Source organism: Acidovorax sp. SUPP3434 (assembly GCF_030159015.1).
Lineage (GTDB): Bacteria > Pseudomonadota > Gammaproteobacteria > Burkholderiales > Burkholderiaceae_C > Paracidovorax.
Genome location: NZ_BQXL01000008.1, coordinates 195873 through 211112, shown reverse-complemented (window position 1 = coordinate 211112; position 15240 = coordinate 195873). Strand labels below are relative to the sequence as shown.

At 67.0% G+C, this 15240-nt stretch carries 12 protein-coding genes and 1 pseudogene; 6 read left to right on the top strand and 7 right to left on the bottom strand.

Translation table 11 applies throughout. From position 1 onward, the window contains the following. From AVKW3434_RS14685 to AVKW3434_RS14660, 6 genes and pseudogenes are all read right to left on the bottom strand, one after another. A pseudogene (locus AVKW3434_RS14685) lies at positions 1-2206 on the bottom strand (hypothetical protein); the annotation flags it as partial. A 67-nt stretch (positions 2207-2273) separates the two neighbouring features. Continuing rightward, positions 2274-2576 carry a hypothetical protein gene (locus AVKW3434_RS14680; RefSeq protein ID WP_284406422.1) on the bottom strand — a complete coding sequence of 101 codons (303 nt, stop codon included), beginning with the start codon at positions 2574-2576 and terminating at the stop codon, positions 2274-2276. Positions 2577-2645: 69 nt separating this feature from the next. After that, on the bottom strand, positions 2646-3191 hold the full coding sequence (locus AVKW3434_RS14675; RefSeq protein ID WP_284406421.1) for a hypothetical protein: 546 nt from the start codon (positions 3189-3191) through the stop codon (positions 2646-2648). Positions 3192-3561: 370 nt separating this feature from the next. Then, complete coding sequence (locus tag AVKW3434_RS14670; protein WP_284406420.1) at positions 3562-4314, bottom strand: hypothetical protein; 753 nt, start codon at positions 4312-4314, stop codon at positions 3562-3564. A 173-nt stretch (positions 4315-4487) separates the two neighbouring features. After that, the gene (locus tag AVKW3434_RS14665) at positions 4488-6026 is read right to left on the bottom strand and encodes an HlyD family type I secretion periplasmic adaptor subunit (protein WP_284406419.1); all 1539 of its coding nucleotides are present in this window, start codon (positions 6024-6026) and stop codon (positions 4488-4490) included. Then, positions 6023-8251 (bottom strand): type I secretion system permease/ATPase, encoded by a 2229-nt coding sequence (locus AVKW3434_RS14660; protein WP_284406433.1) that lies wholly within the window; start codon positions 8249-8251, stop codon positions 6023-6025. The genes AVKW3434_RS14665 and AVKW3434_RS14660 overlap by 4 nt, the downstream gene beginning before the upstream one ends. A 257-nt stretch (positions 8252-8508) precedes the next feature. On the opposite strand from AVKW3434_RS14660, the gene AVKW3434_RS14655 reads away from it, so the two are divergent. The 6 genes from AVKW3434_RS14655 (at position 8509) to AVKW3434_RS14630 (ending at position 14687) form a co-directional block, all read left to right on the top strand. After that, positions 8509-9519, top strand: coding sequence for a BMP family protein (locus tag AVKW3434_RS14655; RefSeq protein WP_284400379.1), 1011 nt, complete (start codon positions 8509-8511; stop codon positions 9517-9519). A gap of 33 nt (positions 9520-9552) precedes the next feature. Further along, a complete protein-coding gene (locus AVKW3434_RS14650; protein WP_284406418.1) occupies positions 9553-11205 on the top strand; it encodes an ABC transporter ATP-binding protein in 1653 nt (550 codons plus the stop codon). Continuing rightward, a complete protein-coding gene (locus AVKW3434_RS14645) occupies positions 11202-12263 on the top strand; it encodes an ABC transporter permease (RefSeq protein ID WP_284406417.1) in 1062 nt (353 codons plus the stop codon). The genes AVKW3434_RS14650 and AVKW3434_RS14645 overlap by 4 nt, the downstream gene beginning before the upstream one ends. A 109-nt stretch (positions 12264-12372) precedes the next feature. Beyond that, on the top strand, positions 12373-13296 hold the full coding sequence (locus AVKW3434_RS14640; protein WP_284406416.1) for an ABC transporter permease: 924 nt from the start codon (positions 12373-12375) through the stop codon (positions 13294-13296). Positions 13297-13351: 55 nt separating this feature from the next. Beyond that, positions 13352-13966, top strand: coding sequence for a GNAT family N-acetyltransferase (locus AVKW3434_RS14635; RefSeq protein WP_284406414.1), 615 nt, complete (start codon positions 13352-13354; stop codon positions 13964-13966). Positions 13967-13982: 16 nt separating this feature from the next. Further along, positions 13983-14687, top strand: coding sequence for a helix-turn-helix domain-containing protein (locus AVKW3434_RS14630; RefSeq protein ID WP_284406413.1), 705 nt, complete (start codon positions 13983-13985; stop codon positions 14685-14687). 76 nt (positions 14688-14763) lie between these two features. On the opposite strand, the gene AVKW3434_RS14625 is transcribed toward AVKW3434_RS14630, so the two are convergent. Beyond that, positions 14764-15153 carry a VOC family protein gene (locus tag AVKW3434_RS14625; RefSeq protein ID WP_284406412.1) on the bottom strand — a complete coding sequence of 130 codons (390 nt, stop codon included), beginning with the start codon at positions 15151-15153 and terminating at the stop codon, positions 14764-14766. Positions 15154-15240: the final 87 nt, after the last annotated feature.

Sequence of the window (15240 nt, the reverse complement as noted above, 5' to 3'; positions counted from 1 at the left end):
CGCCGCCCACCAGGGTGTCGTCGCCTGCACCGCCGATCAGCACGTCGTTGCCGGCGCCGCCTTCCAGGTAGTCGGCACCGCCAAGGCCTGTGAGGGTGTCGTTGCCGGCGCCTCCGTACAGGTGGTCGTCCTGGCCTGCTCCGTTGAGCGAATTGGCCTGGTCGTTGCCGAATCGCACGTAGGCCACGGGTGCGCCGTTGCGCGCCACGGCGGGCAGCACGGTCAGCGTCTGGTCCTGGGTCGACACCTCCGTGTCGTAGTAGTGGTATTCCAGCACGGTGCCGTTGGGGGTGATCCGGACCGGTTTTTCCACATCGCCCTTGTTGGCGGTGGCCTTGGCCTGCACCAAGGCCAGCCGATCCGCATACCAGCCGGTGGAGAAATTCGCCAACCCTTGGGCCCGTTGCGCATCGGTCAGCTTGGCATCGGCATCCCACCGCTGCGCCAGTGTGGGGTTGGCGGCCTTGAGTTTGGCGATGGCCTGGGCATCGTCGGTCTTGATGGCGATCGGGCTCAGGGCATTGAGCGCGAGGAATGACGCGAACTGGGTTTTCCCATCGGCGGCCGTGATCTCGGACGCCGCAACGCTGCCCTTGCCCACCAGGGCCTTGTAGGCTTCGCTGTCGGTAACGGCCTTGAGCCGGGCATAGAAGGTGGTGCGGCCGCTGGTGCCATCGCCCTTGCCGTCCTCGGTCTGCGCCCAGGTGTTGCCCTCCAGGCTCCCTTTGAGGCGCGTGGCGCCTTGCCAGTTCAGCCCGAGCATGTCGCCCAGCGCGTTGACGACGTTCTCCAGCACATCGCCTTCGGCCTTGCCTTGCGTGCCGGTGCTCCAGCTCGCCTTCTTGTTGGAGGCCGCGCGCAGGAGGGCCGACGCCTTCTCCAGCGTGAGGCTAGGGTCCAGTTGGGCCAGCGTCTTTTGCACGTTCAGCGAGTCCTGCATGAGCACGAGGCTGTGGGTGTCGCCGAAGTCGTTGGTGCCGAAGTCCGGCACCAGCAGCTTGATGTCACCGGCCGCATTCGCCGTCGCGCTTGCCGCTCCCCCGATGACCGTGCCGCGCAGCAAGGGCTGGTCTTCGATGAACACGCCCTGGGGCTGGCCATAGTGCAGTTGGGAGTTGGCCACGGCCGAGGGACTGGTATCCCCATACACGTCGTGGAAGCTGGCGATGGTGAAGGGGCCGGGCACACGGCCCAGCACGGCCTGCAATCCGCCGCCGAGGGTGCCTGCGGAGGGCGCGGTCTTGGTCTGCGCCGCCATCACCGCCAGTTGGTAGTCCAGTTGCAGCGCCTGGATGTTGGCCGGGCCCTGGATGTTCAGGGGCGAGTCCGCGCCACTGCCGGAGGACAGGCCGGGCACGCGCTCGGCCTCCGCCTCGATGGTGGCGATCCGCTCCAGAGCGGCCTGGATCTTGCCCAGTTGCTCGTTGCGAGCCGTGGGCCAGTACACCGGAACGCCCGTTTCGGGCGAGTTGATCGTGGTGCGCAGCGCTTTCACGCTGGCGGCCGCGTCCTTGGCGGCCTGGGCCGTCACGCCGGTGGAACTGGCCCCGAACAGCGCGCGGTACTTCTCGTACTGCGCCTGGGCGTCGGGCTCGGAGAACGCAATGGCGGTGCCTGAGGCGTTCTTGCGCTGCGTGTTGAAGTCGCGGATCACCTCGGTCAGGCGCGTGCCCTGCTGGACGACGCCGACGCCCGCGCCGTTGAAGGTGTAAGTCTCTTTGACGGCGGTATTCAGCGTGCCGTCTTCCACGCGCAAGAGGTTGAAGGCGGTGGCCAGGTGGCCGCCCAGGCTGTAGCCGGTGACGGCGATCTGCTGGCCTGCCGGGATCAGTCCCTTGGTTTTAAGGCTGGCGTACCAGTCCTCCATGTCCGCGATCTGCCCGAACGCCCAGCCGTAGGGCTTGATCTCCATGCTGTTGGTGGCCTGGTTGTCGCGCGCGCTGTCGTCCAGGAATTCGGTGGAGCGGAAGGACAGGACGAGGTCTCCGGCGGTGATGCCTTGCGTTTCGTCGCTCTTCAAGGCGCGGAACAGGGTGCCGGAGAAGCCGGTGGCGGTGTTGCTGATGTGTTCTGCAACCGTCCAAGTGTCGGCGAAATTCTTGGCTTCTGCTTCGGTGAACTTGCTGGAGCGGCCGTTGCCGTTGGTTAATCTATCAACAGTTAAAAGTCCACGACCAATATCACCAGGCGGGGACTCCTTATTCAAAAAAAAGGCTTCCGCCGCCATTTGCAGATTTGTGTATTTCACATAGGTTTGGATTTCGTTGGCCATTTTAATTTCCTTGCTTTGGCTTCAGGATTTGATCGACATAAAAACGGGTGGGAAAGTGATTTTCTTCCCCCTTTATATCTGGACATGTCAGCGCGAACCGCCAAGGCTGGCGATTCCCTGCATGACTGCCAAAACCGGGCTCAAAGGAATACCAGGTTTTCTTGGCAATCAATTCCTGCGTCTTCGTATCCGTAATCATCACGGTGGTGCCTGCGATCCAATACTCACGATCGGCAGGGTTGATGATGTTCTCGAACGAGACGGCGTAGCGTGCAGATGCTTTGGTCAACCGCTCTTTTGACATTTCTGCAGATGGCGGATTTTTGAGCGTGTATCTAAATATCCCATCAGATTCTTTTACATCGACATAGGATTATCCGGAGAAAGTCAAATGCTTTCTAGGACTCTCTAATTCAGTATTTAAATAACCTCTATTTGGCGGTCTTTGCTGGTGCTCCCACTCAAGAAAAGATCGAATATAAGAATCACCACCGAACTGCTGGGCCAGTCCTGCATCCGGCCAATAGGGATCGGAATTTCTTTCGCTAGCATCAGCCCCTCGCACATTCATCAATAGAACGCCTTCTACCCCTTCTACAGTTCGATTAATCCTTTCCTCCGCACTTTTGCACCGCTCATCGAATATCGCCTTGCCCCTGGCATATCGTTCCTTCATCTGCTGCTGAGTGAGAGCATTGTTTTTTCGGGCTTCCTCGGCAGCAAGGCGCCGTGGCTTGCCGACCAGTGCGATATAGCCCCAGATCAGCCCGCCCGCGAATAACACCACGACCCATAGCGCCCCCTTCTGCCGCCCTCTGGGTGATTTGTTGAAAAGAAAAACCAGCAACATGCAGAAAACGAATGCCCCGCAAATCACCCCGAGGATGAATTTGAAAATATCGTTGGCATCGAAAGTCATGCTGCACTCCTTGAATCAAATGCGTGTTTTTCCATAGCCCGACTTCCCTGCCGGCCGCTCGAATGCGTCAAAGCGCTCATCCTCGTTCCCTGGGTTCGATTATCTGAATCCAATTGCACTGATGCCCTAGTGCTGACTGCCTTGATTGCTACTCTTTCCATAGCAAACCAGCGGTTGCCGGCTCTGCCGCGCTTTCGCGGGCATGCCCGTATCGCATCGCTCACTGTCTTTCCCTTTCTTACTTGGTTTCTTGAGTCGAATCGTGATACCGCAGTAGCACCGGTTGCCCGTATTGCTTGGTCGCAAGCCCAGGCCGGCGCGGGCAGCCGCGTGGACACGCTGGCCGGCACCCCGATGCCCACAACGACTATTACGCCCCCACGGCGAGGGCCTGATTCCACAAAACCGCCTGGGTCGCCGAAGCCGTTGCCGCAGTCCCCATCGCCGATGGCGCAAAGCCCGCCATGGCCTGCAGCAATTGCTGTGCGCTGCCTTCCAGTGCTAGCGCGAAGGGCTGCTCCAGTGCACTGCTCATGGAGGGCGACCACTCCAGCGGCTTGGTCGTTCCTGCACCGTCCGTCACATCCGACAGCTGCATCGGCTTGGTGGATTCGAAGATCGCCAGCGCTTCGCTGTCGGTCGTATAGGGACGGGTGCTTTCCATGCTTGCTTCACCCGCCGACCACTCCAGCGGCTTGGTGTGTTCCGAGAGCGCTGGGTCCTGTGCCGAGTCCATCCCCAACTCGTAAGCGTAGGGACGCGTGCTCTCCACGCTGGCGACGGTCTGCGAAGCCCCCTCGGTGGCAACCAGTTCGCCCAGCACGCCATCCCGGCCACGCGACTGCAGTGCCTCCAGGTTCCATTGCACGGTGTCTGCCGCAGTGGCCGTCACCTGTGCACTGGAGGCCTGCGTCAGCCGCGCTTCCTGCACGGCGGCAGAGAGCTCGGGTGCGGTAGCGATGTCGCCTGCAGGAAGCACCATCGCGCTGGCGAGCTCCGCCGCAAGGGTGGATTCGACGTAGCTTTCCTTCCAGGGCTTCGCTCCCTGGGTGCCCTGGAATCGCCATGACACGGCCGGTGCGTTCTGGCTGTTGTTGCTGTTGCTGCTGCTGTTGTTGCTCATCGGGATTGCTTTCGTTTTCCAATGGATCTGTCAAACCCACGTCCATCGCTTTCATAGCCGCGGCTGTGCGATGGCTCGCAGGAGGAGTTTGGTGTGCCGTGCGGGCCCGCCGTGCTGCCTTGCCGCGTTGGCAGGTGGCAACCGATTGGCGGTCCCGTGCGCCAAGCGTGCCGTCAGCGCTCCCTCAAGCTTTCGCTGCCCGCCCGCTGGATCGGGCTGAGCAGGTACTCGATGACCCGCCGCTGCCCGGTCTTGATTTCCGCGGTCAGGTTCATCCCCGGCGCCAGCCGGATGGGTTTGCCGTCGACGTCGATGTGACTCTGGTTCAAGGTGATGAGCGCCGGGAAGATCGCGCCGCGCTTTTCGTCGGTGACCGCGTCCTGCGTCACCTTGTCCACCGTGGCCTTCACGGTGCCGTAGCGCGTGAACGGGAAGGTCTCCAGCTTGATGGCCACCTCCTGCCCTGGCACCACGAAGCCGATGTCCTTGTTTTCCAGGGTCACCTCGGCGCTCACGCCGGCGCTGTCGGGCACGATCACCATCAGCGCCTGGGCTTCGGTGACCACCCCGCCTTCGGTGTGGGCGGCCAGTTGCTGCACGGTGCCGGCCACAGGCGCCGTGAGCGTGGCAAGCCGTTCGCGCTGCGTGGCCTTCGCCAGTTCCTGGCCCGATTGCTGGCGCTTCAAGTCTGCCTGCGCCTGGCGATCGCTCAGGGCGCGGCGGGTTTCGGCCAGGTAGGCGCTGCGGGTTTGCTCGGCCTCGCGCAGCGCAGCCTGGGCTTCTTCCAGCCGGGCCTGCTGGGTGGCCAGGTCCCGCTCCAGTTCGATGCGCTCGCGCGTGCGGTCCTGGTTGGCGTGGCCCGACATGAAGCCCTGGTCCGCCAGGGCCTTGAAGTCCTGCTCGCGCTGGCGCGCGATGGGCACGGTGGCCTCCAGCTTGCCGATCATGGCCCGCACGGTGGCCATCTCCGCCTGGCGGCGCTGGCGCTCGGCGGCCAGCTTGGCCAGCCGCGCTGTGATGTCGCTCCACTCGGCCGCCAGGTAGGCATTGGCCTCAGCGGTTTCTTCCCGGCTCCATTCGGCGGGAAGGTCCTTTGCGGTCAAACGAGCCACCACCACACTAACAGCAAGGCTCTTTTGCTCCTGATTCGATAGCATCTGCTGCAGTGCCCGGCTGCGCACCCATTCCGAATCTGCGGACCGCCGCGCTTCGTGGAAGCTGGCCTTGTCGGCCCGCGCGGCGGTAGGGTCCAGCTCCAACAAGGGCTGGCCGGCCTGCACGTGGTCGCCGTCCTTGACCAGAATGCGGCGGATGACGCTGTTCTCCAGCGGCTGCACGAGCTTGGTCCGGTCGCTCACGATGACCCGCCCGGGCGCCACGGCCACGATGTCGATCTTGCCGAAGATGGCCCACAGCAACGCGATCACGAACAGTGCCATCAGCACGAAGGCGATGCGCCGGGGCGCCGGGTGGACCGGCGTTTCCTGCAGGCTCAACGCGGCGGGCAAAAAGGCCTGCTCGTCCGCCAGTCGCGAAGGGCCCGCCAGTTCGGCCCGGTGCGCCCAGGCGGCACGAAAGACGGCGCGGTAGCGGCCCAGCAGTTCGATGACGGGGTGTCGCTGCGTTTGGGGTTTGGCGACGTGGGCACTTGCGGGGGCATTCGCAGGGGTATCCGACGCCACGGCGGCGCTGGCGATCACGGTGTCCGTCATGCGATCGCCCCTTCGGCAGCGGGAGCGGCCTTGCTGCCGTCCTGCATGCGCCACAGGTGGGCATACAGGCCCTGCTGCCGCTGGATCAGCGCATCGTGCGGCCCGGCCTCGACGATCTTGCCCTTGCCCTTGTCCATGACGATGATGCGGTTCGCGTGCCGCACGGCGCTCAAGCGGTGGGCGATGATGAGCACGGTGCGCCCTTGGCAGATGTGCGCCATGTTGCGCTGGATGATGGCCTCGCTCTCGTAGTCGAGCGCGCTGGTGGCTTCGTCCAGGATGAGGATGCGGGGGTTGGTGAACAGGGCCCGCGCGATGGCGATGCGCTGGCGCTGGCCGCCCGACAGGCTGCCGCCCTGCTCGCCCACCAGGGTGTCGTAGCCTTCGGGCAGTTCGCTGATGAAGTCGTGCGCGCCGGCCAGGCGGGCGGCGTGCACCACGGCTTCGATGGGTGCGGCGGGGTCGGCGATGGCGATGTTCTCGCGCACGCTGCGGTTGAACAGCAGGTTCTCCTGCAGCACCACGCCCACCTGGCGGCGCAGTTGGGCGGCATCGATGAGGCTGATGTCGATGCCATCGACCAGGATGCGGCCCTGCTCCGGCACGTACAGCCGCTGCACTAATTTTGTGAGGGTACTCTTGCCCGAGCCCGAACGGCCCACGATGCCGATGACCTCCCCAGGCCGCACGTCCAGGCTGACGCCGCCCAGCACGGGCGAGGCCTCGGGCCGGTAGCGAAAGTGCACGCCGTCCAGGGTGATGCGGCCCTGGATGGGGGGCAACTGCGCGGCGCTGGAAGGCGGCACCTCGGTGCGGGTGTTGAGGATGTCGCCCAGGCGCGCCATGGAGATGCCGGTCTGCTGGAAGTCGGTCCACAGCTGGGCCATGCGCATGATGGGCTGGGCCACGCGCTGCGCGAACATGTTGAAGGCGACGAACTGGCCCACGGTGAGCTGGTTGTCCATGACGAGGTGGGCCCCGTACCAGAGGGTGGCGGCGTTCACGAGCTTGCCAATCAGGTTGACGGCCTCGTGCGCCCAGGCGGCGACGTTCTGCGTCTTGAAGCTGGCGCTGACGTAGGCGGCCAGCTGGTTGTCCCAGCGGCGGGCGAACGAAGGCTCCAGCGCGCTGGCCTTGACGGTCTGGATGCCGGTGACGGTTTCCACGAGCATGGCCTGGTTCTCCGCGCCGCGCGCGAACTTGTGGTCCAGCCGGCGCCGCAGCACGGGCACGATGGCCAGGCTCAGGCCGAAATACAGCGGAAGGCTGACCAGCACGATCAACGTGAGGGGCACGCTGTAGAACAGCATCACGGCGATGAAGATGACGGAAAACAGCACGTCCAGCACCACGGTGAGGGCGTTGCCGGTCAGGAAGCTGCGGATGTTCTCCAGCTCCCGCACGCGGGCCACCGAATCGCCCACGCGGCGCGCCTGGAAGTACGACAGCGGCAGTTGCATGAGGTGGCGGAACAGCCGCGCGCCCAGTTCCACGTCGATGCGGTTGGTGGTGTGGCTGAAGACGTAGCCGCGCAGGCCGTTCAGCAGACTCTCGAACACCACCACCACGACCAGGCCGATGACCAGCACGTCCAGCGTGGTCACGCCATGGTGGACGAGCACCTTGTCCATCACCACCTGGAAGAACAAGGGGCTGATCAGCGCGAAGAGCTGCAGCATGAAAGAAATCAGCAGCACCTCGCCCAGCAGCTTGCGGTGCTTGACGAGGCTGGGAATGAACCATGAAAAGTCGAACTTGGCCAGCTCGCCCGCCAGGCTGGCGCGGCTGGTGATGAGCAGCAACTCGCCGGTCCACTGCGCAGCGAAGTCTTCCAGGGATTCGATGGTGGGGCGGTTGCCGCCGGGGCCGGCGGAAGGGTCTTGCAGCAGCACACGCTGGCCGTTGCATTGCGCCAGGACGATGGCCCGCACCTCGCCGGCCGCGTTGCGCACCATGGCCAGGGCCGGCAAGGGGCTGAGGGCCAGCCGGTCGGGGGTGGTGACACTGATCTTGGCTTTCAGGCCGATGTGCTTGGCCGCGCGGACCAGATCCTGCAGCGTGGGTACCTCGCTGGGCTGCAAGCCCATTTGATGTGCGAGGGTGCCCGGATCGGCTGCCACATGGTGCATTCGGGCGACGAGGCAAAGGGCGGCGATGCCGCCATGTCCTCCCCTGTCGGTGATGGGATCCGCCGATCGGCGCTCCTCGGTTGATCCACCGGCCATTGCCGACACATTAATCGCCACCATCACACACTTCCTGCCTATCGAAAGGCGAGGATGCTATACGACAAAATCTTGCAATGTTTATGTAGGACTAGCACCTATTCTCTTATTTTCCAAAAATAGCCACGCAAACAACAAATTACGCAATCGCATTGACTTTCCATCAATTTCGTTGCACCGCATCCACTTTCAAAAGCCCTGTTGGGCACGTATATTGCGTTACCCCGGCATCGATTCCTTGCATAGAAAGACGCTCCATGACCTCTCGCCGCCTCTTCACCGGCCGCCTGTTCTGCACCTCCCTGGCCATCTCCGCCACCCTGGGCCTGGCGCCCACGCTGGCTTTCGCGCAGGCCAAGCTGAAGGTGGCGGCAATCTACACGGTGCCCTATGAACAGCAATGGGTGAGCCGCATCCACAAGGCGCTCAAGGCGGCGGAAACGCGTGGCGAGATCGAATACAAGAGCAGCGAGAACGTGGCCAATGCCGATTACGAGCGCGTGATGCGCGAATACGCCACCGGGGGCAACCAGCTGATCTTCGGCGAGGTGTTCGGCGTGGAGGCCGCCGCGCGCAAGGTGGCCAAGGACTTTCCCAAGACGGCCTTCGTGATGGGCTCCTCGGGCAAGCCGCAGGCGCCCAATTTCAGCGTGTTCGACAACTACATCCAGGAGCCGGCCTACCTGTCCGGCATGGTGGCAGGCGGCATGACCCGCACGAACAAGATCGGCATGGTGGGCGGCTTTCCGATTCCAGAGGTCAACCGCCTGATGCACGCCTTCATGGCCGGCGCGAAGGAAGTGAACCCGAAGGCCGAATTCACCATCACCTTCATCAACAGCTGGTTCGACCCGCCGAAGGCCAAGGAGGCGACCTTCGCCATGATCGACAAGGGCGCCGACGTGCTGTATGCCGAGCGCTTCGGCGTGTCCGACGCCGCCAAGGAAAAGGGCAAGCTGGCCATCGGCAATGTGATCAACACGCAGGCCCAGTACCCGGACACGGTGGTGGCCTCGGCGCTGTGGCACATGGAGCCCAGCGTGGACCGCGCGATCGCGCTGGTCAAGGAAGGCAAGTTCGCCGCCGAGGACTACGGCCCCTACTCGATGATGAAGCACAAGGGCTCCGAACTCGCGCCGCTGGGCACGTTCGAGAAGAAGGTGCCGGCCGAGGTCGTGGCCAAGGTGAAGGCCAGGGAGGCCGACATCCTGGCTGGCAAGTTCACCGTGAAGGTGGACGACAGCCAGCCCAAGTCCACGGCCAAGTGATGCGCGCGCGCTGCGCCGGGCGGAGCACGCCGCGTGGGTGAGTCCGCCGCCCGCCCGCCGTCGGCCGAGGCCAGGCCGCCCGTGCTGCGCCTTCGCGGCATCACCAAGCGGTTCGGCCCGCTGGTGGCCAACGATGGCATCGACCTGACCCTCGCCCGGGGCGAGGTGCTGGCGCTGCTGGGCGAAAACGGCGCGGGCAAGTCCACGCTGATGTCGATCCTCTTCGGGCACTACCGGGCCGATGCGGGGCACATCGAGGTCTTCGGCCAGCCGCTGCCGCCGGGCCAGCCCCGCGCGTCGCTGGCGGCCGGCATCGGCATGGTGCACCAGCACTTCACGCTGGCCGACAACCTGAGCGTGCTCGATAACGTGGTGCTGGGCAGCGAGCCGCTGTGGCAGCCGTTCTCGCGCCGGGCCGCGGCCCGCGCGCGGCTGCTGGACGTCTCGGCCCGGTTCGGCCTGCCGGTGGTGCCCGATGCCCGCGTGGGCAGCCTTTCGGTGGGCGAGCGGCAGCGCGTGGAAATCCTGAAAGCGCTGTACCGCGGCGCCCGCATCCTGATCCTGGACGAGCCCACCGCGGTGCTCACGCCGCAGGAGAGCGAGGCGCTGTTCCACACCCTGGCCCAGATGGTGGCGCAGGGCCTGTCGATCGTGTTCATCAGCCACAAGCTGGGCGAGGTGCTGCGCGTGTCGCACCGCATCGCCGTGCTGCGGCAGGGCCGGCTCGTGGCCGAGGCGCCCGCGCGGGGCACCACGCAGGGCCAGCTCGCGCAGTGGATGGTGGGCCATGCGGTGGAGGTGGCGGCGCGCAGCCCGGCCCGCGCGGTGGGTGCGCCGGTGTGCACCCTGGACGACGTGCGGACGCAGGCGTCGGCGCGGTCGGCGCACGACGCGCTGCGGGGTGTGAGCCTCACGCTGCATGCGGGCGAGATCGTGGCCATCGCGGGCGTGTCGGGCAATGGCCAGGTGGCGCTGGCCGATGTGCTGTGCGGCGTGCGCGCCCCCACGGGCGGCACCGCCACGCTGCTGGGCGCCCCGCTGGCCGCCCGGCCCACCCGGCTGGTGGCGCAAGGCGTGGCCCGCATTCCTGAAGACCGCCATGCCGTGGGCGTGGTGGGCGATCTGCCGGTGTGGGAGAACGCGGTGTCCGAGCGCCTGTCCAGCCGCTGGTTCTCGCGCGGCGCGTTCGCCGGCTTCTGGATACGGCGCGGCGCGGCGCGCCAGCATGCCCGACGCGTGGCCGAGACGTTCGACGTGCGCGGCGGCGGGCTGGACGCGCCGGCGCGGTCGCTGTCGGGCGGCAACATGCAAAAACTCATCCTGGGCCGGGCCCTGCTGCCGCCGGGCGACGGAACGCAGCCGGCCCCCCGCCTGATCGTGGCGCACCAGCCCACCTGGGGCCTGGACATCGGCGCGGTCACGTTCGTGCAGCGGCAGCTGGTGGCGGCGCGCGATGCCGGCGCGGCCGTGCTGCTGATCTCGGAAGACCTGGACGAGGTGCTGGCGCTGGGCGACCGCGTGGCGGTGATGCACGCCGGGCACCTGAGCGAAGCCCGCCCCGCCGAGGGCTGGACGCGCGAGGCCATCGGCCTGGCCATGGCCGGAGCAGACCCCGGCGGGGGCCGCGGCAGCGCCGACGCCGCACCGGCCACCGTGGCGCCCGCGCCTGAAAGCGACACCCCATGAGACTGGAAAAACGCGAGCGCACTTCGGCGCTGGCCTATGTGGCGGCCCCGGTCGGCGCGGTGGCCTTCACCCTGCTGGTGAGCGCCCTGCTGGTGCTGTGGGCCGGCGCCCCCGTGGGGCGCACCTACGCGCTGCTGGCGCAGGGCGCGTTCGGCTCGGTGTTCGCGCTGACCGAGACCTTGACGCGCGCCACGCCGCTCATCCTGACGGGGCTGTCCGCGGCCGTGGCGTTCCGCGCGCGGCTCTTCAACATCGGCGCGGAGGGCCAGCTGTATGCCGGCGCGATCGCGGCGGTGGCGGTGGGCGGCATGCATGGCGGCACCGGCCTGCAATGGCCCGTGCCGGTGCTGTTCCCGCTCATGATGCTGGCCGCCGCGCTGGCCGGGGCCGCCCTGCTGCTGGGGCCGGCGCTGATGAAGGCGCGGCTCGGCGTCGACGAGGTGGTGACCACGCTGCTGCTGAACTTCGTGATGCTGCTGCTGGTGTCCGCTCTGCTCGACGGTCCGATGAAAGACCCCCTCGCCCTCGGCTGGCCGCAAAGCGTGGCGCTGCAAGGCGAGCTGGAACTGTCGCGCCTGGTGCCGCAGACGCGGCTGCACACCGGCCTGCTGTGGGCCGTGGGGCTGGCCGTGCTGCTGTGGGCGCTGCTCACGCGCACGGTGCCGGGTTTCGAGATCCGCGCGGCGGGGGCCAATGCCCGCGCGGCGGCGTTCGCCGGCGTGCCCATCACGCGCACGGTGGTGCTGGTGGCCCTGCTCTCGGGCGGCCTGGCAGGGCTGGCAGGCGCCATCGAGGTGGCGGGCCGCACCAGCTACGTGACGCTCGACATGTCGCCGGGCTATGGCTACAGCGGCATCGTGATCGCCATGCTGGCGGGCCTTCACCCGCTGGGCGTGGTGGCCGCGGGCGTTTTCGTGGCGGGGGTGCTGGTGGGGGCGGACAGCATGAGCCGCGCGGTGGGCGTTCCCACCTACATCGCCGATGTGATCGTGGCGGCCTCGCTGATCGCGGTGCTGGTGGCGGGGCTGCTCGCGCAGTACCGGGTGCGCTGGAAGTGATGCGGGAGCATGCCATGACCGGTTTCAAACCAAATCGCCCCCATGCCCTAGTCATGATTGCCCTTGATGCTATTAAAAAAATAGCAAATACCCAAAAGGCGCCGCCCGCATGACCGAGCTGATGGACATCCTGGCCAACCCGGCGTTCTGGATCGCCACGCTGCGGGTGGCCACGCCGCTCGTCCTGGGCACGCTGGGCGTGCTGCTGTGCGAGCGCGCAGGCGTTTTGAACCTGGGCATCGAGGGGATCATGGTCGCGGGCGCCTTCACAGGCTGGCTCACGGTGCATGCCGGCCATGGCCTTTGGACCGGCGTGTTGGTGGCTGCGCTGACCGGGGCGGCCTTCGGGCTGCTGCACGCCTGGCTGACCGTGGGGCTCGCGCTGTCGCAGCACGTGTCGGGGCTGGGCATCACGCTGCTGGCCACCTCGCTCAGCTACTACGGCTACCGCGTGGGCTTTCCGAAGGTGACCACGCCGCCCACGGTCGAGCCGTTCGCGCCCATGGCCTGGCTGGGCATTCCCATCCTGTCGGCCCAGACGCCGCTCACGCTGCTGGCCCTGCTGCTGGTGCCGCTGCTGGCTTGGTTGCTGCTGCGCACCCCGCTCGGGCTGGCGGTGCGCATGGTGGGCGAGAACCCCCAGGCGGCCGAGGGCCAGGGCATTCCGGTGGCGGCCACGCGCACCGCTTCGGTGGTGGCGGGCTCGGCCCTGATGGGCGTGGCGGGCGCGTTTCTCACGCTGTCGGCGTTCAATGCGTTCTTCTTCAACATGGTCAACGGGCGCGGCTGGATCTGCGTGGCGCTGGTGGTGTTCGCCTCGTGGCGGCCGGGCAAAGCGCTGCTGGGCGCCCTGCTGTTCGCCTTTTTCGACGCGCTGCAGTTGCGGCTGCAGCAGGCAGGCGATGCGTGGCTGCCGTATCAGGTGTACCTGATGCTGCCCTACCTGCTGTCGATCCTGGCGCTGGTGCTGGTGGCCCGCAAGGCGGCGTATCCACAGGCGCTGATGAAGCCCTACCGCAAGGGCGAGCGGTAGCGAACATCGGGTTGGCTGGGCCTCGGCCCCCTCTCCCGTCCCATAACATCGGCCCATGCCGACAACCCAGCCCCCGGACACCTTCGTTCCCATCGCCCCGGAGTCCCTGGCCACGCCGCGGCTGCGCCTTCGGCCCTGGACCGCCGCCGACCGCGCGCCCTTCGCCGCGATGAATGCCGACCCGGCGGTGATGGCGCACTTTTCCGCGCCGCTGGCCCGCGACGCCAGCGATGCCATGGCCGACCGGATCGAGGCGCTGATCGCGCAGCGCGGCTGGGGTTTCTGGGCCGCGGATTGCCTGCAGGGCGACAGCGGCCCGCGCTTCATGGGCTTCGTGGGCCTGCACACGCCCTCGGCCGAACTGCCCTTCGCGCCGTGCGTGGAGATCGGCTGGCGGCTCGCCCGGCCCTTCTGGGGCCAGGGCCTGGCCAGCGAGGCGGCGCGCCTGGCGCTGCGTGCAGGCTTCGAAGACTTGGGCCTGGCGGAGATCGTATCGTTCACCACCCTGGGCAACCAGCGCTCGCGCGCGGTGATGCAGCGCCTGGGCATGCGCGAAAGCCCCGCCGAAGCGTTCGACCACCCGGCCGTGCCGGTGGGCCACCCGGTGCGGCCGCATTGCCTGTACCGGCTCGCCCGCACCGACTGGCACGCCGGCACGCATGGCGGCTGAAGGACCCCGGCCTCCCATGGAACGCCCCCTGCTGCCCGCCTGCCTCACCGCGGTGTGGCTGCCGCCCACGGTGCTGGAACGCTGGCAGCACCAGGGCACCGAAGCCGGCGTGACCTGCGTGCTGCCCGACGGGTGCCGCGACCTCATCGTGCAGATCAACGCACACGGTGCCGTGCACTGGATGGTGTCGCATTTGCCGCAACAGGCCTACGGCGTGCCCGCCCGCGCCGGCGAGGACTGGCTGGGCTTTCGGCTGCATCCCGGCGTGGGGGTGGATGCCGACGCGCTGCTGCAGTCGGTGCAGGCCATCGACCTGGCCCGCGATCCGGCCGAGACCGCCGCCCGCGTGCACGCGGCGCTGGCCGACTTCACGCGGTGCGACGCGCGCGTGCAGGAGGCACTGGCCGCCCTGGCGCAGGCCCCGGCCGTAGGGGCCGCCGCGCGGGCATTGGGCGTGTCGGAACGCACGCTGGAGCGGCTGATGCGCACCGCGACCGGCGAGCCGCCGCGCTACTGGCGCGCCCTCGCGCGGGTGCGCCGAGCGGCCCAGGCCCTGGCGGGCGATGAAGCCCCGCCGCTTGCCGCCATCGCGGCGGACCATGGCTACGCCGACCAGGCGCACTTCGGCCGCGAATGCCGGCATTGGCTGGGACAGACGCCCGCCCGGCTGCGGGCATCGAAGGACCTGCTGGCCTCCGTGCAGTCCAGCGGCTACGGCTGAACGCGGCCGTGCCATCGGCCACATCGAACCAGCCGCGTTGAACGGCGCAGCGCCGCCCAAGCGCCGCCCCCCGCCGTCAGTTGCCCGCGCCCATCGGCGTGCACAACTCCACCAGAAAGCCGTTGCAGTCGTGCACATAGGCCACCGTCTGACCCCAGGGCATGGACTCTGGGGCCTGCACCAGGGTGGCGCCGGCCTGGATCGCGCGGTCCACGGCCACGGCGACATCGGCCGTGGTGAAGGCGATCTCGCACTGGGGCGCGCCCGGCACCGCCCGCTGCGGGTTCTTGCCCAGCTGGGCCATCAGCTGGAGCGACGAGAACGCCAGCGCGGTGGCGCCGGTCTCCATCTCGCCGAAATCGCCCGCCTCGTGCACGAAACGGCGCGAAAGACCGAACGCGGCCTCGTAGAAAGCGACGGTGCCGGGCACGTCCTCGACATAAAGAATGGTGTAGCCGAACTGCATGGGGTCTCCTTCAGCAAAGACAGGGTGGATCGAACGTGCCCGCAGCATAGGCGGCCTTTTCCGTGCAGTCTGGAAGAAATCCGACAT